Consider the following 22,920-nt stretch of genomic DNA (forward strand, 5'->3'; position numbering starts at 1 on the left):
AACCCGCCGTGGGCGGGGGACCTCACGCGCTGAGGGGGGCGGCCGCCCCCCCCCCGCAAACGACGGCGCCCCCCGTGAGCCCGGCGGGGGGCGCCCCCCCCCGCGGCCCGCCCCTCGTGAACCCCGCTTACGCGGGCCTACACCGCGAGCGCCTCGTCACGCGGAATCCCGTTCGGAACACCCCCGCGTTTGCGGGGACCATCACACCTGCGCGCGGCGCCTCACTACGTCAACGATCTCCTGAAGCGCTGCGTCACGCGGAACCCCGTTCTTCTGCGTCCCGTCGCGGTAGCGGAAGCTGACCGCACCGGCCGCGACATCCTCGTCACCGGCGATGATCATGAACGGGGTTTTGGCCTTCTGGGCGTTACGGATCTTCTTCTGCATCCGGTCCGACGAGGCGTCGACCTCCATCCGCAGCCCCTTCGCCTTCGCCTCGGCGGCAAACTCCGTCAGGTACGGCACGTGGTCGTCACCGATCGGGATGCCGACGGCCTGGACCGGGGCCAGCCACGCCGGGAACGCGCCCGCGTAGTGCTCCAGCAGCACCGCGAAGAACCGCTCGATGGAGCCGAAGAGCGCGCGGTGCAGCATCACCGGCTGCTGCCGGGAGCCGTCCGCCGCCGTGTACTCCAGGCCGAAGCGCTCCGGCTGGTTGAAGTCGACCTGGATCGTGGACATCTGCCACGAACGGCCGATCGCGTCCTTGGCCTGCACGGAGATCTTCGGCCCGTAGAACGCGGCGCCGCCCGGGTCGGGCACCAGGGGCAGCCCCTGCTTCCCGGCCGCCTGGCGCAGCGCCTCGGTGGCCTCCTCCCACACCTCGTCCGAGCCGATGAACTTGTCCGAGCCGGGGTCGCGGGTGGACAGCTCCAGCTCGAACTCGGTCAGGCCGTAGTCACGCAGCAGGTCCAGGACGAAGGTGAGCAGGCTGTCCAGCTCGTCCGCCATCTGCTCCTTGGTGCAGTAGATGTGCGAGTCGTCCTGGGTGAAGCCCCGCGAGCGGGTCAGGCCGTGCACGACGCCGGACTTCTCGTAGCGGTACACCGTGCCGAACTCGAAGAGCCGCAGGGGCAATTCGCGATAGCTCCGGCCGCGCGCGTCGAAGATCAGGTTGTGCATCGGGCAGTTCATCGCCTTGAGGCGGTAGTTCTGCTCGTCGAACTCCAGGGGAGGGAACATGTTCTCCCCGTAGCTCGGCAGGTGCCCCGAGGTCTCGAAGAGCTTCTCCTTCGAGATGTGCGGGGTGTTCACGAATTCGTAGCCCGCGTCCTCGTGCCGCCGCCGCGAGTAGTCCTCCATCACCCTGCGGACGACGCCGCCCTTGGGGTGGAAGACCGCGAGCCCTGGGCCGATCTCCTCGGGGAAGGAGAAGAGGTCCAGCTCGGCGCCGAGCTTGCGGTGGTCGCGCTTCTCGGCCTCGGCGAGGAACTCCAGGTGCGCCTTCAGCTCGTCCTTCGTCGGCCACGCTGTGCCGTAGATGCGCTGGAGCTGCGGGTTCTTCTCGCTGCCCCGCCAGTACGCGGCGGCGGAGCGCATCAGCTTGAAGACCGGGATGGCGCGGGTGCTGGGCAGGTGCGGGCCCCGGCACAGGTCCTTCCAGCACAGCTCGCCGCTCTTGGGGTCGAGGTTGTCGTAGATCGTCAGCTCGCCCGCGCCGACCTCGGCCGAGGCGCCCTCGGCCGCGTCGGCGGCTGAGCCCTTGAGGCCGATCAGCTCCAGCTTGTACGGCTCGTCGGCCAGCTCCTCGCGCGCTTCCTCGTCCGTGGTGACGCGGCGCGAGAAGCGCTGCCCCTGCTTCTGGATCTGCTGCATCTTCTTCTCGATGCGCTTCAGGTCCTCGGGGGTGAAGGGCTCGGCGACATCGAAGTCGTAGTAGAACCCGTTCTTGATGGGCGGGCCGATGCCCAGCTTGGCCTCGGGGAACAGCTCCTGCACGGCCTGGGCCATGACGTGCGCTGTGGAGTGGCGCAGGATGTCGAGGCCGTCGTCGCTGGTGATGTCGACCGGCTCGATCTCGTCGCCATCGGCCAGCTCGTACGTGAGGTCCTTCAGCTCCCCCGCGACCCGGGCCGCGACGACGGAGCGCTCGCCCTCGAAGAGAGCGGCGGCCGTAGTGCCCGTCGTCACCACGCGCTCTTCCCGCTCGGAATCGCGTTGAATGGTCACACGGACGTCTGACACCGGTCTCTCCTGACTCTCACCTGGACGCGCCGACGAGCGTCGCGCGCAGCTCGAATCGTACCGATCCTGACGGCCTCTCCGCGAAAGGGTTCACCCGCGACGGCCGCCGCCCGGGGGCCACGGTGCCTGGCCGGGGACGGCGCCGTCAGGGGCGGGCGCGGCGGGCGTCACGGTGGGCGGCGCGGCAGGTGGCGCGGGCGGTGGCGGCCCGGACGCGCCGAGGGCGCGGCCGAAGCCGTCGAGTCCCTCGCCGAGCGACTTCATCAGCCGCTCCCGCTCGGCCGCCTCCACGGGCACCGGCGCGACGCCGTGGGCGCCGCTGACCCGGCGGAAGCCGCCCCTGCTCTCCAGCTGCCCGCTGACCAGCAGCGGCAGCCCGGCCAGATGGGCGTGCACGGCGATCCGGTACGCCTCGGCCTCCAGCCACACCCGCACCTGCGCCACCTCGGCCCCGTCCCGCACACGCAGCCGTACCGCCCCTGGCCCGTCCGGCTCGCTCCTGCGCATCCGCACCACGTCCCCGGTGAGCCGCACCGCCTGGGAGGGCTCGATGGTCACGTAGCGGTGGGCCGCCTGTTGCAGTGCCGCCTGGTCTCCGGGGGTGAAGACGACGGGTGCGGGGCGGCGCGGGCAGTCCGGGGGCGGGCCGCTGAGGCGCGACCAGCCGACGGTGACGCGCACGCCCTCGCTGCCGCGCACGGACTGGAGCAGCGCCTCCATCAGCTCGTGGCTGACGCCCAGCTCGACGGCGGCGTCGAAGGGTTCCATGGCGCCGCTGGAGCGGTGGAGGCTGACGGCCTCGCGGGCCGCGCGCAGCGCGCGGTACAGCGCGACGGCCTCCTCCCTGCCGCCCGCGACGGGGATCCGGGCCGCGAGGGTGCGCCCGCCCACGGGGTCGGCCTGCGCCTGCGCGTCGGACGTCCGCGCTCCCCGTGCCGCGCCCGCGCCCGTCCTGGTGCGCACGGGGGCTGAGCGGGGCGGGAGGCCTGGGGACTCGTCGAAGGTGACGCGCTCCAGGAAGGCGTCCGCTTCCTGCTCGTAACGGGCGCCGTAGAAGCCCGCGCGGGCGCGGGCCGCGAGGGCACCGGCACGCAGCATGGCGCGCGCTGCGCCGTTCATCTTCTGCCGGGCGCTCCACGTCGCCACCCGGTTGCCGTCGGGCAGCTGGCGCCACCAGTGGATCTCGTCGGTGTCCTGCGCGTCCACTCGCATCAGGGTCTCCGTCTGCGGCATGTCCCCCCTGGTCTCCTCACCCGCCCGCGCGTGCCGCAAACTGCCGTGGTTGGCCGGGCTCGTGGTGCGGTATCACCTGCACGGAGCCGTCCGGACGCGGGGGTTGGGACATGACGTTCTGGTACGAGGGTCCGCTCACCGCCTTCGCCGCGCTTCCCGGACCCTCGGGGGGCCGCGCTGAAGGCGACGCGGAGAGGGACCGGATCGCCTCGACGGCGCTGGTGGGGCAGCCGTGGGCGAGGGCGCCGGTAGCGGTGCGGCACTGGGTGGTGGAGCCGGGAGTCCCCGGGCACGACACGGGCCCGGTCGTCGAGGAACTGGCCAGGGCGATCGCGGAGCACGAGGCGTCGGGCACCCCGCTGGTGGTGATGAACGCGCCGTACGGGCTGACACTGCTGGACCGCGAGTTGAGACGGCACCGGGGCGCGTCGCTGGCCGTCTATCTGCACCGCTCCTCGCTGTGCGTCCTGGACCCACTGGTCCTGCACCGGCATCTGGACCGCGCGCACCGTGACCGCCGTTCGCTCGACGCGCTGTGCGCCGTGTACGGGACGGCGACGTCCTCCGTCGCGACGAACGACGCGGTGGTGAGCGACGCGGTGGTGGAGGCTCTGGCCGCACTGGATGTCGTACGGGCCGTCGGGCGCCGCTATGCGACGCGGCTGGCGCCGCTCAGGCCCGCCGAACTGCACACGCTCCAGGCGGTGTGGCACGCCACGCAGGCGCGGGGCCTGTCCGCCTGGTTCGCCCGCGAGGGCACGGACCACCCCGTCGACCCGGCCTGGCCCCTCCGCCCCCACTGCCTGAGCGCGCTCTGACCGCTCGGGCGGGGGGCGGTGTGTGTGGGACACGGAACAGCCGACGCGCCCCCTTGGCCCGCCCCGGCCCCCGGGCGAACCACCGCCGCAGAACGCGGAGCGGCGCAGCGGAGCGGGAGCCAGGAGCCGGGGGAGCGGCGAAGCGAGCCCGCCCCGGAGCCAGGAGCCGCAGGGCGGCGAGGTGAGGCGGAGCGGAACAAGCCAGCCCCGGAGCCGAGGCGGCGAAGAAGGCGAGGCGCAGCAGCCGATCCGGAATCAGGAGCCGCGGGGCGGCGCAACGAACCCGCCCCGGAGCCAGGAGCCGCAGGGCGGCGAAGCGAGGCGGAGCCGAACAAGCCAGCCCGCCAGAGCGAACCACCCCCGCAGGAGCGGCGAAGCCGAGCCGGAGCCAAGAACCGGAGGCAGGCGAAGCGAGGCGGGGCCGAACAAGCCAGGCTGGGAGGCAGGGGCTAGAGGCGGCGCAGTGAGGCGCAGCCGAACAAGCCCGCCTGTCAGGACGAACCGCTCCGCAGGAGCCGGAGCGACGAAGCAAGGTGAGGCCGAGCCGGAGCCAGGAGCCGCAGGGCGGCGAAGCGAGGCGGAGCCGAGCAAGCTCGCCCACCCGCCCAACCACCCGCACCCCGCACCCCGCACCCCGCACCCCGCAACGAACCGTCACCCACCACCCCGCCCCCCGGCAGGGGGTGCGGGTGGCGAAGCCCCCGCCACGCGAGGCGAAGCCGAGCACAACACGAAGCAGGCGACGCGGTCCACGCCTTCCGTGGACACACGTCGCCTGTCGACTGCGTGGGCGATACTGGGTTCGAACCAGTGACCTCTTCGGTGTGAACGAAGCGCTCTTCCGCTGAGCTAATCGCCCTCGCGCCGCGTTTTCGCGGTGCGGTACGGCAGAACCATACAGTGCCGCTCACACTTCATCCAAACCTCTTCCCAGCCGTGCCCGCAGCCCTCGCTGTCCGGCCCGCATCATCAGCGTGTGGTTGGCCAGGAAGAGGGGCCGTCCGGGGACGGCGAGGAGCCGGAGCAGTTGCTTGCGGACCTCCACTTCCTGCTCGAAGAGGGCGGTGGTGCCCCGGGCGTTCGCGAGGAGCGTCCAGCGGGCCCAGCCTTCCAGGTCTCCGCTCATCGTGATCTCCAGTACCCCGGTGCGGGGGTCGCGGCGCGACTCGCGCGCGGTGACGAGGAGGTCGTACGGGAGGAGGGAGCGGAAGCGCGCGGTGCCAGAGCGGGTGTCCAGCCCGTCGACCTGGCGGACCTGGGGCCACCAGGTGGGGTAGTTCTCGGCGTCCGCCAGTACGGCGAAGACGTCGTCGGGCGGCGCCGCCAGCCGCCACAGGCTGCGGAAGCGGTAGTGGTGCCACTGCCTGGTCACGGCGCTCACGGTCCTCCCTGCGCGGGGATACTCAGCCGACGTCTGAGTATCCCCGCTCATGCCGCCGGCGAAAGGTGCGCAGCACACTCCGGGCATGGAGAGGAATCACCCGCCCGTGTCCTGCCCCGGCTGTCAGTGGCCGGTACCCGCGCCGGAGCAGGTGACGACGGTGTGTCCGCGCTGCGGGCTGCCGCTCGTGGGTTCGGTTCCGGGCCGGTTGCGGGAGATCGACGGCGAGTTGTGGGCGCTGGATGCGCGGCGCGGCACGCTGCTCTCCCTGCGCCACCAACTGCTGGCCGAACTCCGTGCGGGTACCGCTCCCCCGCCCGTACCGCCCGCAGGCGGGGGCCCCGCTCATCCGACGGGGGCGGCCTGGGCCCCGCCCCCTTCCGAAGCACCGCGCGCGCCTGGCGGGGCCGCGCCGCCGACCGCGCAGAACGTGCTGCTGACCCTCGGCGGTGTGCTCCTGGCCGTGGCCGCGCTCGCGTTCACGCTGGTGAGCTGGGGTTCGATGGGGATCGGCGGGCGCGCCGCGGTGCTCGCCGTGGTGACGGCGGGCACGCTGGCCGTGCCTGCGCTGCTGTTGCGCAGGGCGCTGAGGTCGACGGCGGAGTGTGTCGCCGCGCTGGGGATGCTGCTGCTCGTGCTCGACGCGTACGCGCTGTACTCCGTCGCGCTCACCGGGGCCGACGGCTGGGCCTACGCCGCCACGGCGTGCGCGGTGATCGCCGTCGTCGGGGCCGGTTACGGTCTGCTCCTGCCGCGCCCGGGGCTGCGGCTGCCCGTGCCGGGAGCGCTGTGTCTCGCCCAACTGGCGCCGCTGCTGGGGGCCGTCGCCGCCGACGCGGGCCCGTGGGGTTTCGCGTGGACGCTGCTGGCGACGGCAGGCGGCGATGTGGCGCTGGCCGTCGTGTGCGGGCGCTCCGCGCGCGTCGGCGGCAGGGTGCCGGGGCTGGTGACGACGGCGGCCGTCGCCGCCGGGGTCGCCGCCTGCCCGGCGCTGGCGCTGGGGCTCGGCCTCTCGGTCGCGGCCGTGGACGCAGCCTCGGCGGCTCGCGCGGGCGCGGTGCTCGCGGCGCTGACGGTACTGGCGCTGTACGCGGCGCGGGCCGCCCGCCTCGCGGGGCACGGGACGCTGGGTGGTGCCCTCTCCGTCGCGGGAGGGCTGACGCTGCTCGCCGGTGCGGGCGGTGTCGTGCGGGTCGCCGTGCCCTCGCCGCAGTGGTGGGTGCCGGGGTATCTGCTGTGCGCGGTACTGCTGTTGGCCGTGGCGTCCGTGCTCGCGGCGCCCGGGTCCGGGGCCCGTTCCGGGCAGGTCCCGTGGCTGCGTCCGCACGCGGACGGGCTGCGGCTGGCGGCCCTGTGCGTGCACGGCTGCGCCCTGCTGTGGACCGTGCCCGCTCTGCTCCAGGCGGTCTGGGGGCCGCTGAGCTGGGCGGGACGGGTGTGGGAGGGGGCGCCTCACGGGGTCCGGGACGCCCTGACGCCGGGCACGGACTGGGTGGGCGGCCCCGGGGTGCCCGTGGTCCTGGGCGCGACGACGGCCGTCCTGGCCCTGGCGCCCCGGCTGTTGCCCGCCCCGTGGACCGCGACGGGGACGGTCGCGAAGGCCCCCACCGGTACGCGGGAGACCGACCGTGCGGGGAACCCCGCCCGCGCGGACACGAACCCCCACCGCACAGGCGAGCACCCCCGCCCCACGGACACGAACCTCCACCGCACAGGCGGGAACCCCCTCCGCACAGGCGAGCACCCCCTCCGCGCGGGCGCCGAGGCCGCGTCCCCTGGCCCCGCGTGGGCGCCGCGTGCCGTCGCCGCGGCCGTGGTTACGGGGGCGGCGGCCGTCGTCGTGTTGCCGAGTGCGCTCGGGCTGCCGTACGTCGTCGCGGTGGGCGTCTCGCTGCTGCTGGTTCTGGCGTTGCTGGCGGCGGCCGTCGTCGTACGGACGCACCCGGCCGGGCCCACCGCGCTCGGCGCGGCCCTCGCTGTGGCTGCCGGGACGACGGGGCTGGCGCTGGCCGAGCGGGCGGTCACGCTCGTCGCGCTCGCCGTGCTCGCCGCCGCCTTCGCGCTCGCGGCCCCGCTCGGCGCCCCCGGCCCTCGCCGCGCCGTGGCCGCCTGCGCGTCGGCGCTCGCGGCGGCCGGGCTCGCCGTGGCGGCCTCGGCGGTGCTGGGGGCCGAGGCGCATCAGGCCGCGTTCGCGCTGCTGGGTGTCGGCTTCCTGACGCTCGGGTCCGCGACGGCCCTGCGCCGGGACGCCGCCGTGGCCGTCCCGCTGGAGGCGACGGGTGTGGCGGTCGCCGTGGGCGGGCTGGCGCTCGCCGGGGGCCGTCTGGCCGCGTTCTCGCTGGCCCTCGCGCTGTGCGGGGTGGCTGCCGCCGCCGTGGCGCTGCGGGCCGACCGCCGTCCCTGGGCCGGGTACGCGTCCGGGGCGCTCCTGCTGTGCGCGACGTGGACGCGGCTGTACGCGTCGGAGATCACGACGCCCGAGGCGTACACGCTCCCCGTCAGCGCCCTGCTGCTGCCCCTCGGCCTGCTGCGGCGGCGGCGCGACGACGGCGTCTCCTCGTGGGCGGCCTACGGGCCTGGGCTGGCCGCGAGTCTGCTGCCGAGCCTCGTCGCCGCGTGGGGCGACCCGGACTGGCCGCGTCCGCTGCTGCTGGGCACGGTGAGTCTCGGGCTGACACTGGCCGGTGCCCGGCTGCGGATGCTGGCGCCGCTGCTGCTCGGCGGCGCGGTGCTGGGCCTGGTGGGGGTGCACGAGCTGGCCCCGTATCTGGCGCAGGTCGTCGGCGCGTTGCCGCGCTGGGTGGCGCCCGCGCTGGCCGGGGCGCTGCTGCTCGCGGTCGGGGCGACCTACGAGCAGCGGCTCAGGGACGCGCAGCGCCTGCGCACCGCCCTGTCGCGCATGCGCTGACCCTGCCCGTCGACGTCGAAGCGCACACGGGGTGCCGGGACGGGGCCAAGCCCCAAGCCCCTCCCGGCACCCCGTCGCGTCACGGCATGGCGTCCCCGATCAGCGCCAGGTTCTGGATGGCCGCGAGCCCGTACTGCGCCGTGGTGTTCGTGGACACCCATGTGGCTTCTTCGGCGGGGTTGAGCACCTCGGGCCCTTCCCGTCGCTCCGCCTTCCACGGCAGGCTCGGCGCGTAGCCGTCACCCGTGTCGAACTCCCGCCAGGCGCGCTTGGCGAGGGCTTCGTCGTCGAGCCGTACGGCGGCGTACGCGGTGAGGCGCGAGTGGCCCTGGCGCAGGATGAGGTTGCCGAAGTCCTGCCCGTACTCGGCCTTCTGTTCGGCCTTGGAGGCGTTGAAGTAGCGGCAGTAGGCCAGCCACGCCTTCTCGAACTCCGGCATGTCCACGAGGCCGATGACCTCGGCGCACATCTCCACGAGCCCGAAGACGGCGGAGAGGTGGGAGACGGAGACCTTCTTCTCCTCCGGGACGGCGAACCTCCCGGTGTCGATGTCGTAGAGTCCGCCGCCCGCGACGAAGCCGTTCGGGGTCGCCGCGATGGTCTCCATGGTGCCCAGCAGCTTCTTCCTCGCCTCCTTCCACTTCGGTCCCCGTCGCTCCCATTCGGTGAGCCACGCCGCCGCCAGCCCGCTCCAGTCGGTGCCGAAGCCGATGGACAGGGCGTGCGGGTCGGGCTCGTAGTCGGTGTCCTCGCGCACCTTGCGCAGCGGGTCGAGCACCAGGAAGGTCTTCTCGGAGTCCCACAGCGCGTGCATGAGGTCGCCGGTGCGCTCGTCGGCGGTGAGGTAGTAGAAGAAGCGCCGGTAGGCGGCGGTGGAGATGCGCTGCTGCTTGGCGCTGTCCGCGTAGTGCTGGACGCCGTGCCGGGTGCCGAGGCCCGTCCACTTGCCCAGGTGGTAGACGTCGACCTCGCCGGTGTGCCGCGTCATGGCCTCGGCGAAGCGGTAGACGTCGGCGCGGCCCGAGCGCAGATACGCGTACCAGAGCCACAGGTCGGGCGACAGCTCGGAGTTGTCCCAGGCGTAGCCGCCCACGTCGTAGCGCCAGTTGTGCCGGTCCTCGTCGTAGGTGTGCATGATGTCGCCGTGGTCCCAGAAGCCGTACCAGCGACGCGATTCGACCTGGCCCTTGTGGAAGTCGAAGAGGAAGTCGAGGTGGTCCTCGACGGCCTTCTTCGCGGGCGTGGAGCGGTCGACGGGTGACCAGAGCCCGCCGAAGACGCCGGCGCCGTACAGATGCTCCGGGGGCGCGACGAGCTGGGGCGGCGTGCGTGCGGCCGCTGCCTGTTCGACGAGCGTCGCGGCCGACGGGGTGGACTCGTTGGCCCAGAAGAGGAGTTCGCTGGTGCGGGCGATGCCGTACGGGGTGCCGAACCCGGGCTCGTAGTCCTCGTAGGTGATCTCCAGGCCCTCCAGTTGCTCCGCGTAGGTGTCCTGGCCCATGCCGTCGTGGTAGAAGCGCAGGTCCATCGGCCGGGCCTCGGGCGACCAGAGCCAGAGGGTGACCTCGGCCTCCGCTCCCCCGGCGCCGCGGATGTCGAGCTGGGTGGGGTGGCGCTCCCAGAAGTCGCGCAGCCCGAAGGAGAGTCCGCCGCTCGGCCCGCCGACGTAGCCGAAGCCCCCGGCGCGCCCGCCGCCGCCCGCGGGGATCCAGCCGTGGCCCGCCTTGGTGCGCTTGCGCAGTGTGAAGCCGTCGGCGGAGAGCTGAGCGAGGGTGTAGTCGTTCCACTCGGGGATGAGGTGCAGCCGCTTGGTGACGCGCTCGTCCCAGGTGGCCGGGTCCGGCAGCTTCTCGCCCTTGACCTGCGCGGCACGCACCCGCGCCCCGGGGTCGCGGCGCAGCCCCGTCACGCCCTTGACGGCCTCGGTGAGGAATCCCTTGCCCTCACCCGCGATACGGATGTGGCGGTCGTAGCTCTCGTCGCGCATGGGGACGGTGAAGCGGACGCCGATGCCGCGGATGAAGTCCTCCTGCTCGTCGCCGTCGAAGGTGATCGTGTGCACCATGCGGAACGCGTCGGAGCCGGCGGTGAAGTACAGCCTGACGCTGAAGGGCAACCAGCCGCGCCCTCCACGCCCGCCGCGCCGGTGCTCGCCGTCGAGGCGTACGACCGCGCGCACCGGGCCCTCCTGCTCGACGGTGGTCTTCGTGACGGCGCTCTCGAAGTCCTCCCACGCCTCCGAACCCTTGTCGCCCTCGCCGACGCGGCCCTGGCGCAGCAGCACGAGCCTGCCGTCCTCCGCGATCCGGGTACCGCCGCGGGTGACGCTGCGCACGAGGGCGCTGCCGCCGGTGCCGAGCCGGGCGACGACGGTGCCGGTGTCCACGACGACGGCGCCGTGCTCACGGGTCACCTTAACGGCGTGTGCGGGCTTCGCGGGTTCGCCCTGGGCGAGGGTGAACCGCTTCGCCCTCCCGGCCTCCGGGCCGACGGCGTGTGCCGTCCACTTGAGGGTGCCGTCGGGCCAGTAGGCGGTGGGCCAGGACTGGAGGGGCACCTTGGCGCCGTCGGCCGCTGTGAGCGCGAAGGCGGTGCCGGCGCGCACGCTGCCCTGCGGCCAGGGGACGCCGAAGGTGCTGCCGGGGGCGCGGCCGAGGCCGCCGTCCTCCAGCCAGCCGATCTCGACGGGCTCCCGCGCTTCGCGCCGCGCCCGCGCGGCGTGCGCGGGGGCGCCGCTCAGCAGCCAGGACGCCTGACCGGCCGTGGCGGCGGCGGCCGTGACGGTTGCCGTCCTGAGCACGCTTCGCCTGGGGATCGGGGACATGTCGGCTCCACTTCTGGTGGGTGCGGGTGGCGGGATGCGGGGTGTGGGGTGCTGCTGTGTGACGGGTGTTGTGTGCGGGCACGGGTGACGGGCCGCGCGCCCGGAGGGGGCGGAACGGTGAGGGGCGGAGGGGCGGGTCCGGTCGGGCTCAGCCCGTGCCGTCGGTACGGGACGCGGTGGGCTCGTTCGCGACGGGCATGTGCGGCGCGCCCGTCGAGCCCGTACGGCGGTCCACCGCCACCGCGCACGCGGCCAGGCAGCCCAGCGCCGGGATCAGCAGCGGCGGCAGCATCCACCCCGCGACCGCCACCACGGCCAGCCCTCCGGCCAGCAGCCAGGAGCCGCCCCTGTCCTCGGAGCAGGCCCGGCGCAGCGCGTCGGAGAAGCCCGTGCTCCCCCAGTCGCTCCGGCGGCCCGGTCCCTTACGGGGTGCCGACGGTTCGCCGGGACGCCAGGCCGACGCGGCACGCAGCCCCGCCACCACCACGACCAGCCCGCCCAGCACGCTGACCGCCGCCAGCGCGGGCCCGCCCGGCAGCAGCCCCGAGGCGGCGATCCGCCAGTCGAGGCCCAGCAGGGCCAGGGCGCCCCACCACAGCAGCGAGAAGCGCCAGCCCGCGCGTGTGGCGTCGCGGAGCGCCGCGGCGAACTCGCGCCGTCCCGCCGGTTCGCCGTCGAGGTACCGCCTCAGATGAGTGCAGGCGGCGGCGTACGAGGGCAGCAGTGTGACCAGGGGCAGCGCGCCGAGCACGAGCCAGAACCCGGCGAGCACGCACTCGGCGAACAGCGCGAACCGGCCCTCGCCGAACCGCACCCCGGCTCCGGCTCCGACTCCGGCCGTCCTCGTCCCGGCAGCGCTCATCCCTTGAGCCCCGAGGTCGTCGCGCCCTCGACGAGGAAGCGCTGGAAGGCGAGGAAGAACAGCAGCACGGGCAGCAGCGCCATCAGGGACATGGCCATCATGCCGCCGTAGTCGGCGAGCGTGCCCTCGTCCATGAACATCTTGAGCGCCATGGAGACCGGGTAGTTGCCGGGGTCGTTGAGGTAGATCAGCGGACCCATGAAGTCGTTCCAGGTCCAGATGAAGGTGAAGATGGCGCTGGTGATCAGCGCCGGGCGGCACAGGGGCAGCACCACGGACCAGTAGATGCGCCCGTGCCCGCAGCCGTCGAGCCGCGCGGCCTCGTCCAGCTCCAGGGGAACGCCGCGCATGAACTGCACCATCAGGAAGATGAAGAACGCCTCGGCCGCGAGGTACTTGCCGATCAGCAGGGGTACGTAGGTGTCCACCAGCGCGAGCTTCTGGAAGAGGATGTACTGCGGGATGAGCATGACGTGCACCGGCAGCAGCAGCGTCGAGATCATCATCGCGAAGAGCACGTTCCGTCCGGCGAAGCGGATGCGCGCGAAGGCGTAGGCGGCGAGCGAGCAGGAGAAGAGCACGCCGAGCACGGCGCCGCAGGCCAGCATCGCGGAGTTCACGAAGAACGCCCACAGCGGGTAGCCGCCGAGCCCCTCCGTCAGCCGCTCCAGGTTGTCCAGCACCGGCTGCGCGGGCAGCAGCTCGGTGCTGCCGATGATCTTCCTGCCGTCCTTGAACGTCGCGCCGACCACCCACACGACGGGGTAGAGGACCACGCACAGGATCAGCAGCGCGCCCACGTGCCAGCCCAGCGAGCGCACCGCGCGCCGGGGGTCCCGCCGCCACCGTGCGCGGGAGGGGGCCGCCGCCGTGCCGGGTACCGCGCCGTGGGCCGTCATCGGGTGTCCCCCTCGTAGTGCACCCAGCCGCGCTGGGTCCTGAACAGGAGCACGGTCACCAGGCCGACGCCGAGGACCAGCATCCAGGCCATCGCGGAGGCGTAGCCCATCCGCTGCTCGGAGAACGCCTTGAGATAGAGGTAGAGCGTGTAGAACAGCGTCGTGTCGTCCGGGCCTCCCCTGCCCAGGCTGACCACGTACGACGAGGTGAAGACCTGGAAGGAGTGGATGAGTTCGAGGAGCAGGTTGAAGAAGATGACGGGCGAGAGCAGCGGCACGGTCACCGACCGGAACCGGCGCCACGCGCCAGCGCCGTCCAGCTCCGCCGCCTCGTACAGGTCGCGCGGTATCTGCTTCAGACCGGCCAGGAAGATGACCATGGGCGCGCCGAACTGCCACATCGTCAGCAGGACGAGGGTGTACGCCGCCAGGTCGACGTTGCCGATCCAGCCCCCCAGCTCGACGCCGAACAGGCGCAGCCCCTTGTCCACGGCGCCGTCGTCCTGGAAGAGGGCGCGCCAGACGATGCCGACGCCGACGCTCGCGCCGATGAGCGAGGGCGCGTAGAAGGCGGCGCGGTAGAAGCCCTGGCCCCTGCGCGGCCTGGCCAGCAGCAGGGCCACGCCCAGCGCGGCGGCGAGCTTGAGCGGGGTGGCGATGACCGCGTACTTGACGGTGACCTCGACGGAGGTGAGCCAGCGCGGGTCCTCGAACAGCTCGCGGTAGTTGCCGAGCCCGATCCAGCGGGGCGAGGCGAAGAGGTCGTAGTCGGTGAAGGAGAGGTAGAGCGAGGCGGCCATGGGGCCGAGGGTCAGCAGCAGCATCCCCAGGCACCACGGCGTCAGGAAGACGTATCCGGCAAGGCTTTCGCGACGGGCGCGCCGCTTGCGCGCGGCTTCGCCCGGTCCGACGCCGCGGACCCCGCCGGACTCGCCCCGCACGGCACCCCGGCCCGTGGCGGCCGGGGCGGTCGGGAGGGTGGTGGTCACGGTCTTCACGTCAGGACCCCAGCGCCTGCTCGGCCTCCGAGAAGAACTGGTCGACGCCCTCGCCCACGGACTTCTTCCCGTGCGCCACGTCCTGCCAGATGCGCAGCAGCGCCGCCTCGACGACGTCGGTCCCGTCGGGCTGCGGCGTCATGGGCTCGATGACGCCCGCCTTCTCCACCTTCTCCTCGTACTCCGCGATCATCTTGTCCGGACCCGTGGGTTCAAACGCGTCGTACTGTTCTTCGGTGGCGAGAATCCCCCGGTTGTATCCCATGATTTTCCCGACCTCTGGATCGTGCACCATGAAGTCGATGAATTTCGCGACCTCTTCGGGATGAGGGGTCTTCGCGTAACCGCTGAGGAAGAGCGAGGAGAGATACTGACCGGTCTTCTTTCCATCGGTTGCGGGGAGGGGAGCGAGTGCGAATTTCCCCTCCTCCTCCGCCTCGGCGGAGAATCGCACGATGAAATTGTCCCATTGATACTCGGACTTGGAGAATCCCGCGCTGAGCAACGCCTTGGGCGCGATCTGGTCCGCCTTCTTCTGCGGGACAAAACGGCCGTCTTCGATGCCCGCGTACTGCTCTTTCCAGTGCGCCGTCAGATCGGCCTTGTCGAAGCCCAGTTGGCCGTCTTCGGTGAAGAACTGCTTGCCCTGCTGACGCAGCAACAGATCGTAGTGGTACATGACCCCGGCGGGAGTCGTGGCCTGGAACCCCTCGGCCTTGAGCTTGTCGACGGCCTTCTCGTAGTCGTCCCAGGTCCAGCCCATCTCGGGCTCGACCCCGATGCGCTCGAACGCCTCGACGTCGTAGATGAGGCTGAACGTGTTGGCCCCCACGGGCACACCCCAGAGCTTCCCGTCCACCTCACCGGCCTTCTCCAGGCCGGCGCGGAAGCCCTTCATGTCGAGGTTGCCCTTGTCCACCTGCGACGACAGGTCGAGCAGGGTCTTCCTGTCGCCGTACTTCCGCATGAAGGCGGCGGCGTTCTGGAAGACGTCGGGGGCGCCGCCGCCCGACGCCTGGGTCGCGAACTTCTTCCAGAAGTCCTCGTACTCCTGGAACTCCGGCTTTACATTGATGCCGGGGTGCTCCTTCTCGAAGAGCGCGATGCTCTTCTTGATCATCTCGGCCCTGGTGGCGTCGCCCCACCACGCGTAGCGGATGGTGACCTTGCCGCCCGCCCCGTCGTCTCCCCCGCCCCCGACGCCTCCGCACCCGGCGGCCAGCAGCGCCATCGCGGCCATCGCCGCGACCGCCGTACACCGTCTCCGACCTGCGCCGGAACACATCCGGCCGCTCCCGCTACGCAACGCACCCATGACTCGCCCTCCCCAGGCAGGGGGCGCCTGCTCAACCCTCGCGCACCACTGCCCCGGCTAGATTGAAACGTTTAACGCAAGCGCTTGCCGGGAGAATCTAAGGACGCGCCCGCAAGCCGTCAACGGTTGGGACAGGATCGACATGAAGCGCTTCCCCGCCGGGGGCGCAGCGCAAGATCCACGGGGCGCCGCCGGGGCGGTGCGAGGCGCAGCCGAGCACAACACGAAGCAGGCGGCGCGGTCCACGTCTTCCGTGGACACACGCCGCCTGTCGACAGGGGGTGCGGGGGCGCGGGGGTGCGGGTGGCGAAGCCCCCGCCACGCGAGGCGAAGCCGCGCAGAAACGACGAAGGCGACCTGGTTCGCGCTTTCCGCGGACACAGGTCGCCCTCGCACTCGTGGGCGATACTGGGTTCGAACCAGTGACCTCTTCGGTGTGAACGAAGCGCTCTTCCGCTGAGCTAATCGCCCGGGTGCGGCGACAACATTACCGCATGTCAGAGCGTGGTCATGACCGCCTGCGCTCCTCGCGGCGCGCGGCCCGTCCGGCGCGGCGCCGCTTCGCCCACTCGGTCCACTCGTGCAGCTTCCGCTTCGTCCAGCGCAGCACGCGCTGCGCCCAGGGGAACTCCGTGGCCCACACACCGATACCCGCGAAGATGATCAGCCAGCCGGGCCCCGGCAGCGGCAGAAGAATCACGCCGCCCACGACGATCGCGAGTCCGATCAGGAAGATCACGACCTGCCAGCTCACGTGCAAGGGCCTCGAAGACTTGATGAACCGCGGCGCTCGGGAACCCAGCGGTTTTTCGCTACTCTCCGCACTCATGCCGCAAAGGTACCGGAACCAGACGCCTTCACCGGAATGGCCGTACGCCGCAAAATAGTGATCCGCCGTATGAAGGACTTCATCTCCCACAAATCGGTCGGAGGGGTTTACAACCCGCCCGTATGTGGCATGTCGATTTCGCCGACGTGCGAATCCCCGAGCGCACACTGAGCGAAAGGCCCTGGCGCTTATGAACACCACGGTCAGCTGCGAGCTGCACCTGCGCCTCGTTGTTTCGAGCGAGTCCTCACTGCCTGTACCCGCGGGCCTGCGGTACGACACGGCCGACCCCTATGCCGTGCATGCCACCTTCCACACCGGAGCCGAGGAGACCGTCGAGTGGGTATTCGCCCGCGATCTCCTCGCCGAGGGGCTGCACCGGCCCACCGGCACCGGAGACGTCCGGGTGTGGCCCTCCCGCAGTCACGGCCAAGGAGTCGTGTGCATCGCCCTCAGTTCGCCCGAGGGTGAGGCTCTGCTCGAAGCCCCGGCGCGGGCCCTGGAATCCTTCCTCAAGCGAACCGACGCGGCTGTGCCGCCCGGCACGGAGCACCGCCACTTCGACCTCGACGCGGAACTCTCACACATCCTCGCGGAGAGTTGAGAGGCTGACAGCAACAGAGCAGCCGGTACACCGCAGCCGTCCGACTCGGGGCGACGGCTTCGGCCCGGAAAACCGTTCACGGCACACAGGGACACCACAGAGACACACAGGGAAGCCGCCCCCGCCCTTCTGGCGCGGGGGCGGCTTCCCTGTGCCGGGGAACGACTAGTCTCTGCGCATCGGACCCTACGGCGCACGCCCAGGAGCGACCTGTGCAGATCAATCACGACACCCGCTGCGCGCTCGACGACGTGGTCGACCTGCTGAACACCTGCGCCGACGGTGCGGCACCGGACACCCTCGCCTCCGTGGCCGACCTCCGCGCCTACGTCGAGCGCAACGACGTGAGCGACGTGGGCGCGCTCACCGAGGCCGATCTGCGGGCCGTGCGGTCGGTACGGGAGCGGTTCGCGCGCGTCTTCGCGGCGGAGGACGCGCGTACGGCGTCGGAGCTGATCAACGCGCTGGTCGCCGAGGCGGGGACGACTCCGCAGCTCACCGACCACGACGGCTACGACTGGCACGTGCACTACTTCGCGCCCGGCGCCTCCGTCGCTGATCACCTGGCGGCCGACGGCGGGATGGCCCTGGCCTTCATCATCGTCTCGGGCGAGCGGGACCGGCTGCGGCGCTGCGGGGCCCCGGACTGCGGCCGCGCCTTCATCGACCTGTCCAGGAACCGTTCGCGCCGCTACTGCGACAGCCGTACGTGCGGCAACCGTCTGCACGTGGCCGCCTACCGCGCGCGACAGCGCGAGTCTGCCGCGACCGCCGAGTCCGCGGGCGGCTGAGCGGCCTTCCGCTCGCGGGCTCACAGCAGGAACAGGTCGTGCGCGCCCGTGATGGCGAACAGGACGGCGATGAACGCGAGGAAGAACATCAGCGGGGGCTGCGAGAGCGCGTAGAGGCAGCCACGCGCTTCCTCGGCCTCCGGGGGCGGAACCGGGGCCGGAGACGGGACCGGGGGCGGCGAAGGCGCGAGGTCGGTCTCAGCGGGGAGCGCGAGAGGCGCGAGGGGCGGCTCGGCCGGGGTCAGGAAGGGATCCGGCGGCAGCGTAGGCGGCGGTGCCTGATGCGGCAGGGATCGAAGGGACGGCAGGGGCACCGGGGTCACCGCGGGCACTGGCGGCGCGAGGGGTGCGGCGGTGGGCTCGTCGAGCGCGAGCGGGGAGTTCGGCGGCGTCGTGTCCATCTCGTCGCGATGATGACGCAGCCGGACCCGCTCAGGTGTCCCAACACACCCTTTCCGGGAACGAGTTCCTCACATTCCGTGGTTTCTCCTGGTTACCGGCCCGTCAGCGCGCCGGAACGGCTAGGTCGTGCCGTCCTAGATGCCGTGCTTCTTGAGGATCGCCTCGATGTCGGAGAAGTCCTCGCCGTCGCCGGCGGAAGCGGACCTTCCCGCCGGTTTCCCCGCGCCGCGCGCGGGCGCCGCCTGGGCCGTCGTGCCGGGGGCCGGGGCGCGGGAGCCACCCAGCGCGGGGGCGCCCGCCGACGGCGCGACGGAACCGGCGCCGCCCGCACGGGCTGCGGCGCGGCGCTCCTTGCGGGTGGCCCGGCTGCCGCCCGCGAGCCGCGCTATCACGTAGAGCACGACGGCGACAGCGAGCACCCCGAAACCGGCCCAGACGGTGGGCTTCAGCACCAGATCGGAGGCCCACGTGCCGACGGCCTTCCCGATCTTCCCGGCGAGACCGACCAGACCGGCCATCGCCAGGCCCACGGGCAGCAGGGAGAAGGCCGCTATACGGGTGGCGGCGGCATAGCGGCGGCGGAAGGCCGTCAGGAAGGCGACGGCCAGACCGGCCGCCGAGAGCGCGGCACAGACGGTCGTGGTCAGCATCCCTCCATCCTGCACCGTTCCGCCCGGATGGGGCCATGTCCGCCGTCACGGTTCAGGGACATCTCCGGGTCGGGTCCGGGTCCGGCGTCGTTCGCGAGGTGGGGAAGGTGGCTGAGAGACTGTGGGGCATGAGCGATGCCCCGACCTCCCGCCCCGTGCTCGACTACTGGTGCGAGCTTCAGTGCCCCGACTGCCACCGGGCCCAGGACGACCTGCGTGCCCTGCGCGAGCGGTACGGGACGCGGCTGGAGATCCGGCTGCGCCACTTCCCCCTGGAGAAGCACAAGCACGCGTTCGCGGCGGCCCAGGCAGCCGAGGAGGCGTACATGCAGGGCAAGGGCGACACCTATGTGGAGGCCGTGCTGGCGCGCAACGCCGAGCTGGCGACGCGGGGCGAGCCCGTGCTGCTGGAGGTGGCACGCGAACTGGGCCTGAACGCCGAGGAGTTCGACACAGCGCTGATCGACGGACGGCACCTGCTGATGGTCGACGCCGACCAGGCCGAGGGCAAGGCGCTCGGCGTGACGGGCACCCCGACGTATCTGATCGGCGGGGAGCTGCTGGACGGCAGCAAGAGCCAGGAGGGGCTGCGGGAGCGGATCGAGGAGATCACCGACGGGCTGCTCGCGGGCTGAGCTTCGCCTGACCGGGCCCCGCTGGGCCTGGCCGCCGGGCCTAGACCAGCGGCTTGACGAAGTGGTGTTCCACGGACCGGTAGCCCAGTGACTCGTAGAGCCGCAGGGCCGGGGTGTTGTCGGCGTAGACGTTGAGCCCCAGCACCCGTCCGCCCGCGGCGAGCGCCTCGTGCTCGGCGACGCGCATCAGTGTGCGCCCGTGCCCCTGGCCGCGCCGCTCCTCGGCCACCTCGACCAGGAACACCCAGGAGTCCACGTCCGCCCGGGGCGCGAGGCCCGAGGCGACCCAGAGCGTGCCCACCTCCGCACCCTCGTGGACGAGCACGCGCAGGGCCGCCCCCGTGCTGGCGGCGCCGTGCGGGAGATAGCGGCGGTAGACCTCCTCGGACCGTGCCGCGGCCTCGTCGTCCGGTACGCCCTGCTCGCGCAGGAGCAGGAGTTGTTCCCGGCGCTCGCGCGCGAACCAGTCCCTGAACTCCTCCTCCGTCATCGGGCGCGCCACGCTCCCCCGCGGCAGCCGGGGCTCGTCGCCCAGCTCCTTGATCATGTTCCGGTTGCGCTCCCGGTAGCCGAGCGCGGCGGCGAGGCCCAACGCCGCGCGCGCCCTGGCTGGCACGCCCGCCTCGACCCTGCGGCAGCCCCAGCCGCGCAGCACTTCCTCCGCCGCCAGGGCGCCGACGGTGCCCCGGCCGCGCCGCTGCTCGCGCTCGTCTATGACGAGCTGCTCGACCCGGCCGACGGCGGTCCGGGCCCCGTCCCGGACGTCGGCCGCCAGCCGGATGACGCCGACGGGCCGGCTGTTGACGCAGACGTCGTACGAGCGGGAGCGGGAACCGTCCTCGGCGCGCTCCTCGGGCCCGGTGGGGCGCAAGGTGGTGGTCACCGCACGATTTCTACCGGCTGAGGGCCGCCGCGTCACGCGATTACCCCCGGAACGCCTTTTCGGAGCGTGGTTGCCGGAGCCTTCCGGAGGCTCAGGGGTCGATGTCGGCGGCGGCGCGCTCGTCGAAGACCCGCATCGCCTTCGCCGTCACCGGGCCGGGGGCACCGGGCAGTTCCCGCCCGTCGAGGCGCCGCACGGCCTGGACGTCGCGCAGGGTCGAGGTCAGGAAGATCTCCTCGGCGCTCTCCAGCGCGTCCATGGGCAGGTCGGTCTCCTTGGCGCCCGTCCACTCGACGGTCAGGGCGCGGGTGATCCCCGCGAGGCAGCCCGAGGCCAGCGGCGGGGTGTGCAGCTCGCCGTCGAGGACGACGAAGACATTGGTCCCGGTGCCCTCGCAGAGCCGTCCGCGGGTGTTCGCGAACAGCGCCTCGCTGGCGGCCTGCTGGTGCGCGCGGGCGAGGGCCACGACGTTCTCGGCGTACGAGGTCGTCTTGAGCCCCGTCAGCGCGCCACGCTCGTTGCGGGTCCAGGGCACGGTGATCACCGAGGTGGCGTCGGGGCGCCGCGTGGCCTCGCCGAGGGCGACGACGAGGGTGGGCCCCGCCTCGCCCCGGTCGGACCCGAGCGGGGAGACCCCGCCGGTGTAGGTGACGCGCAGCCTCCCGAACGGCACCGGGTTCGCCTCGGTGACCGCCTCGCAGGCGCGGCGCACCTCGTCGCGGTCGGGCTCGGGCAGGCCGAGCCCGCGCGCCGAGGCGGCGAGCCGGTCGAGGTGGCGCGAGAGCGCGAAGGCGCGCCCGTGGGTGGTCTTGACGGTCTCGAAGACGCCGTCGCCGACCGTCAGTCCGTGGTCGAGCACGGAGACGCGCGCGCTCTCCGCGTCCCGGAGTCCGCCGTCGAGCCAGATCTTCAAGGGGCTCTCCTTCCGCTCGCGCTCTCACTCGTACCGCTCGTGTCCTGCCGCGCGGCGCCGGTGTCGGCCGCGTGCGCGTACGCTCCCGACGCTACCGCGAGCAGCCTGGACGCCTTCAGTTCGGTCTCCGCCCACTCCCGCTCCGGGTCCGAGCCCCAGGTGATCCCGGCCCCGGTGCCGAAGCGCAGCACGGGCCCGCCCGGCACGTCGCGCTCGATCCAGAAGGTGCGGATGCCGACGGCCAGCTCGCCCGTGCCGCTGTCCGCGTCGACCCAGCCGACGCCGCCGCAGTACGGGCCGCGCGGCGCCGTCTCCAGTTCCCCGATGACGCGCAGGGCGCTGGACTTGGGCGCTCCGGTGACCGAGCCGGGCGGGAAGGTGTCCCGCAGCAGCTCGGGCCAGCCGGTGCCGGGGGCCAGCTCGCCCCTGACGGTGGAGACGAGGTGGACGAGCCCCGGATGGGCCTCGACAGCGCAGAGTGCGGGGACGGTGACGGAGCCGGTGGCGCAGACGCGGCCCAGGTCGTTGCGGACCAGGTCGACGATCATGACGTTCTCCGCGTGGTCCTTCTCCAGCAGATCGTCCGCCGTGCGCCCGGTGCCCTTGATGGGCCCCGAGGTGACGGTGCTCCCCTCGCGGCGCAGATACAGCTCGGGGGACGCGGTGGCGACCTCGACGCCGTGCGCGGGAAGCCGGACGGTGCCCGCGTACGGCGCTGGATTGCCCTGCGCGAGGAGCGCTGCGAGGTGGTCGATGTCGGAGGCGTGGGGGCGCGGGTCGGGCAGCGGCGCGGTGAGGACGCGGCAGAGGTTGGCCTGATAGACCTCACCGGCCGCGATGTGCTCGCGTATGCGCCGTACCCCCGCCGTATAGGCGGCGCGGTCCAGCGAACCGCTCCATTCCTCGGGCGCGGGCCCGCGCCATCCCGTGCGCCGCCGGGCGGCGGCCCGGCCGCCGTGCGACCCGTCGCGCACGGTGCCCCGTACGTCGCCGAAGCGGGCGCAGACCAGCCCGCCCTCGAAGTCCGCCACCACCGCCCACCAGCCGGAGGACTCCAGGGCCGCGGGGTCGCTGGTGACGTCGCGCAGGTCCGTGGCGACGAGTCCGCCGAAGCGGGCGAGCGGAGAAGGGTCGTGCACGTGAACGAGTCTATGGGGGCCGCGGACGTCCACGCGGAGGTGGATGAGGGGTTGCTGACCGGCCACGCTGCGGAAACGGAATTTGAGCTGGCCCCAGAATCCGCTAGAGTTCAACACGTCGCCGGGACGCGAGAGCGGGCCGGAGACACGTGCGGACGTAGCTCAGCTGGTAGAGCATCACCTTGCCAAGGTGAGGGTCGCGAGTTCGAATCTCGTCGTCCGCTCTGAGTGGGGGTCTCCGGATCCCCCCTCGGTGGAGTGGCCGAGAGGCGAGGCAACGGCCTGCAAAGCCGTCTACACGGGTTCAAATCCCGTCTCCACCTCCAAGGACGATTAGCTCAGCGGGAGAGCGCTTCCCTGACACGGAAGAGGTCACTGGTTCAATCCCAGTATCGTCCACTGGTCCGCAAGGACCTTGATCCGTAAGGATCTCCGCGCGATTAGCTCAGCGGGAGAGCGCTTCCCTGACACGGAAGAGGTCACTGGTTCAATCCCAGTATCGCGCACGCGCAGGCCCCCTGACCGGGGGCCTTCCGCACGAGAGAGCACGAAGAGCAGTACCGGAGAGCAGGACCCGAGGACGATTAGCTCAGCGGGAGAGCGCTTCCCTGACACGGAAGAGGTCACTGGTTCAATCCCAGTATCGTCCACA

The 22,920-nt window shown here is 72.4% G+C and carries 18 protein-coding genes, 7 tRNA genes and 1 pseudogene; 10 read left to right on the top strand and 16 right to left on the bottom strand.

Annotation, left to right across the window (positions count from 1 at the left end):
- Positions 1–201: 201 nt before the first annotated feature.
- Complete coding sequence (gene thrS, locus ACWGJ2_RS37870) at positions 202–2,184, bottom strand: threonine--tRNA ligase (protein ID WP_453350936.1); 1,983 nt, start codon at positions 2,182–2,184, stop codon at positions 202–204.
- A gap of 90 nt (positions 2,185–2,274) precedes the next feature.
- The gene (locus tag ACWGJ2_RS37875) at positions 2,275–3,417 is read right to left on the bottom strand and encodes a hypothetical protein (RefSeq protein WP_453350937.1); all 1,143 of its coding nucleotides are present in this window, start codon (positions 3,415–3,417) and stop codon (positions 2,275–2,277) included.
- Positions 3,418–3,527: 110 nt separating this feature from the next.
- Here ACWGJ2_RS37875 and ACWGJ2_RS37880 point away from each other — a divergent pair, with 110 nt between their 5' ends.
- Positions 3,528–4,235 (top strand): 3'-5' exonuclease, encoded by a 708-nt coding sequence (locus tag ACWGJ2_RS37880; RefSeq protein WP_453350938.1) that lies wholly within the window; start codon positions 3,528–3,530, stop codon positions 4,233–4,235.
- A gap of 787 nt (positions 4,236–5,022) precedes the next feature.
- On the opposite strand, the gene ACWGJ2_RS37885 is transcribed toward ACWGJ2_RS37880, so the two are convergent.
- Positions 5,023–5,094 (bottom strand) — tRNA-Val (locus ACWGJ2_RS37885).
- Between the two features lie 48 nt (positions 5,095–5,142).
- Positions 5,143–5,616, bottom strand: coding sequence for an SRPBCC family protein (locus tag ACWGJ2_RS37890; RefSeq protein WP_453350939.1), 474 nt, complete (start codon positions 5,614–5,616; stop codon positions 5,143–5,145).
- An 85-nt stretch (positions 5,617–5,701) separates the two neighbouring features.
- Between ACWGJ2_RS37890 and ACWGJ2_RS37895 the strand changes: the two genes are divergently transcribed.
- A complete protein-coding gene (locus tag ACWGJ2_RS37895) occupies positions 5,702–8,524 on the top strand; it encodes an SCO7613 C-terminal domain-containing membrane protein (RefSeq protein ID WP_453350940.1) in 2,823 nt (940 codons plus the stop codon).
- 79 nt (positions 8,525–8,603) lie between these two features.
- Here ACWGJ2_RS37895 and ACWGJ2_RS37900 read toward each other — a convergent pair whose 3' ends face one another.
- The 7 genes and pseudogenes from ACWGJ2_RS37900 to ACWGJ2_RS37930 all read right to left on the bottom strand — a co-directional run.
- The gene (locus ACWGJ2_RS37900) at positions 8,604–11,348 is read right to left on the bottom strand and encodes an exo-rhamnogalacturonan lyase family protein (protein WP_453350941.1); all 2,745 of its coding nucleotides are present in this window, start codon (positions 11,346–11,348) and stop codon (positions 8,604–8,606) included.
- A gap of 148 nt (positions 11,349–11,496) precedes the next feature.
- Positions 11,497–12,210, bottom strand: a complete 714-nt coding sequence (locus tag ACWGJ2_RS37905; protein WP_453350942.1) for a DUF624 domain-containing protein — start codon at positions 12,208–12,210, stop codon at positions 11,497–11,499.
- Entirely contained in the window at positions 12,207–13,109 is a 903-nt protein-coding gene (locus ACWGJ2_RS37910) for a carbohydrate ABC transporter permease (protein ID WP_453350943.1), read from the bottom strand. The genes ACWGJ2_RS37905 and ACWGJ2_RS37910 overlap by 4 nt, the downstream gene beginning before the upstream one ends.
- A complete protein-coding gene (locus ACWGJ2_RS37915; protein WP_453350952.1) occupies positions 13,106–14,050 on the bottom strand; it encodes a carbohydrate ABC transporter permease in 945 nt (314 codons plus the stop codon). Before ACWGJ2_RS37915 ends, ACWGJ2_RS37910 begins: the two co-directional genes overlap by 4 nt.
- Before the next feature lie 58 nt (positions 14,051–14,108).
- Positions 14,109–15,347, bottom strand: a complete 1,239-nt coding sequence (locus ACWGJ2_RS37920) for an ABC transporter substrate-binding protein (RefSeq protein WP_453350944.1) — start codon at positions 15,345–15,347, stop codon at positions 14,109–14,111.
- Positions 15,348–15,821: 474 nt separating this feature from the next.
- Positions 15,822–15,893, bottom strand: a tRNA-Val gene (locus tag ACWGJ2_RS37925).
- A gap of 58 nt (positions 15,894–15,951) precedes the next feature.
- Positions 15,952–16,251 (bottom strand): annotated as a pseudogene (locus ACWGJ2_RS37930) (TIGR02611 family protein); the annotation flags it as partial.
- A 190-nt stretch (positions 16,252–16,441) separates the two neighbouring features.
- Between ACWGJ2_RS37930 and ACWGJ2_RS37935 the strand changes: the two are divergent.
- Positions 16,442–16,855: an SsgA family sporulation/cell division regulator gene (locus tag ACWGJ2_RS37935; protein ID WP_345744669.1), complete on the top strand. Its 414-nt coding sequence runs from the start codon at positions 16,442–16,444 to the stop codon at positions 16,853–16,855.
- 212 nt (positions 16,856–17,067) lie between these two features.
- A complete protein-coding gene (locus ACWGJ2_RS37940) occupies positions 17,068–17,646 on the top strand; it encodes a CGNR zinc finger domain-containing protein (protein ID WP_453350945.1) in 579 nt (192 codons plus the stop codon).
- A gap of 20 nt (positions 17,647–17,666) precedes the next feature.
- Here ACWGJ2_RS37940 and ACWGJ2_RS37945 read toward each other — a convergent pair whose 3' ends face one another.
- Together ACWGJ2_RS37945 and ACWGJ2_RS37950 are read right to left on the bottom strand one after the other, a co-directional pair.
- Positions 17,667–18,047, bottom strand: coding sequence for a hypothetical protein (locus tag ACWGJ2_RS37945; protein ID WP_453350946.1), 381 nt, complete (start codon positions 18,045–18,047; stop codon positions 17,667–17,669).
- Between the two features lie 135 nt (positions 18,048–18,182).
- On the bottom strand, positions 18,183–18,698 hold the full coding sequence (locus ACWGJ2_RS37950; RefSeq protein ID WP_453350947.1) for a hypothetical protein: 516 nt from the start codon (positions 18,696–18,698) through the stop codon (positions 18,183–18,185).
- A gap of 128 nt (positions 18,699–18,826) precedes the next feature.
- On the opposite strand from ACWGJ2_RS37950, the gene ACWGJ2_RS37955 reads away from it, so the two are divergent.
- Positions 18,827–19,333 carry a DsbA family protein gene (locus tag ACWGJ2_RS37955; protein WP_453350948.1) on the top strand — a complete coding sequence of 169 codons (507 nt, stop codon included), beginning with the start codon at positions 18,827–18,829 and terminating at the stop codon, positions 19,331–19,333.
- A 40-nt stretch (positions 19,334–19,373) separates the two neighbouring features.
- On the opposite strand, the gene ACWGJ2_RS37960 is transcribed toward ACWGJ2_RS37955, so the two are convergent.
- The 3 genes from ACWGJ2_RS37960 to ACWGJ2_RS37970 all read right to left on the bottom strand — a co-directional run bounded on the left by ACWGJ2_RS37960 (position 19,374) and on the right by ACWGJ2_RS37970 (position 22,268).
- Positions 19,374–20,216 (bottom strand): GNAT family N-acetyltransferase, encoded by an 843-nt coding sequence (locus ACWGJ2_RS37960; protein WP_453350949.1) that lies wholly within the window; start codon positions 20,214–20,216, stop codon positions 19,374–19,376.
- A gap of 91 nt (positions 20,217–20,307) precedes the next feature.
- The gene (locus tag ACWGJ2_RS37965) at positions 20,308–21,129 is read right to left on the bottom strand and encodes an aminotransferase class IV (RefSeq protein WP_453350950.1); all 822 of its coding nucleotides are present in this window, start codon (positions 21,127–21,129) and stop codon (positions 20,308–20,310) included.
- A complete protein-coding gene (locus tag ACWGJ2_RS37970) occupies positions 21,126–22,268 on the bottom strand; it encodes a chorismate-binding protein (RefSeq protein ID WP_453350951.1) in 1,143 nt (380 codons plus the stop codon). Before ACWGJ2_RS37970 ends, ACWGJ2_RS37965 begins: the two co-directional genes overlap by 4 nt.
- Before the next feature lie 151 nt (positions 22,269–22,419).
- On the opposite strand from ACWGJ2_RS37970, the gene ACWGJ2_RS37975 reads away from it, so the two are divergent.
- The 5 genes from ACWGJ2_RS37975 (at position 22,420) to ACWGJ2_RS37995 (ending at position 22,918) form a co-directional block, all read left to right on the top strand.
- A tRNA-Gly gene (locus ACWGJ2_RS37975) sits at positions 22,420–22,492 on the top strand.
- A 28-nt stretch (positions 22,493–22,520) separates the two neighbouring features.
- Positions 22,521–22,594, top strand: a tRNA-Cys gene (locus ACWGJ2_RS37980).
- Position 22,595: 1 nt separating this feature from the next.
- A tRNA-Val gene (locus ACWGJ2_RS37985) sits at positions 22,596–22,667 on the top strand.
- Positions 22,668–22,702: 35 nt separating this feature from the next.
- Positions 22,703–22,774 (top strand) — tRNA-Val (locus ACWGJ2_RS37990).
- A gap of 72 nt (positions 22,775–22,846) precedes the next feature.
- Positions 22,847–22,918: transfer RNA gene (locus ACWGJ2_RS37995), tRNA-Val, on the top strand.
- Positions 22,919–22,920: the final 2 nt, after the last annotated feature.

This window comes from Streptomyces sp. NPDC054796 (genome assembly GCF_053611545.1).

Bases quoted from the DNA above. Each gene is read 5' to 3' on its own strand.
- ACWGJ2_RS37935 (WP_345744669.1), top strand. From the start codon at position 16,442: ATGAACACCACGGTCAGCTGCGAGCTGCACCTGCGCCTCGTTGTTTCG.
- ACWGJ2_RS37950 (WP_453350947.1), bottom strand. From the start codon at position 18,698: ATGCTGACCACGACCGTCTGTGCCGCGCTCTCGGCGGCCGGTCTGGCC.
- ACWGJ2_RS37910 (WP_453350943.1), bottom strand. From the start codon at position 13,109: ATGACGGCCCACGGCGCGGTACCCGGCACGGCGGCGGCCCCCTCCCGC.
- ACWGJ2_RS37875 (WP_453350937.1), bottom strand. From the start codon at position 3,417: ATGCCGCAGACGGAGACCCTGATGCGAGTGGACGCGCAGGACACCGAC.
- ACWGJ2_RS37880 (WP_453350938.1), top strand. From the start codon at position 3,528: ATGACGTTCTGGTACGAGGGTCCGCTCACCGCCTTCGCCGCGCTTCCC.
- ACWGJ2_RS37895 (WP_453350940.1), top strand. From the start codon at position 5,702: ATGGAGAGGAATCACCCGCCCGTGTCCTGCCCCGGCTGTCAGTGGCCG.
- ACWGJ2_RS37920 (WP_453350944.1), bottom strand. From the start codon at position 15,347: ATGGCCGCGATGGCGCTGCTGGCCGCCGGGTGCGGAGGCGTCGGGGGC.
- ACWGJ2_RS37945 (WP_453350946.1), bottom strand. From the start codon at position 18,047: ATGGACACGACGCCGCCGAACTCCCCGCTCGCGCTCGACGAGCCCACC.
- ACWGJ2_RS37900 (WP_453350941.1), bottom strand. From the start codon at position 11,348: ATGTCCCCGATCCCCAGGCGAAGCGTGCTCAGGACGGCAACCGTCACG.
- ACWGJ2_RS37905 (WP_453350942.1), bottom strand. From the start codon at position 12,210: ATGAGCGCTGCCGGGACGAGGACGGCCGGAGTCGGAGCCGGAGCCGGG.
- ACWGJ2_RS37955 (WP_453350948.1), top strand. From the start codon at position 18,827: ATGAGCGATGCCCCGACCTCCCGCCCCGTGCTCGACTACTGGTGCGAG.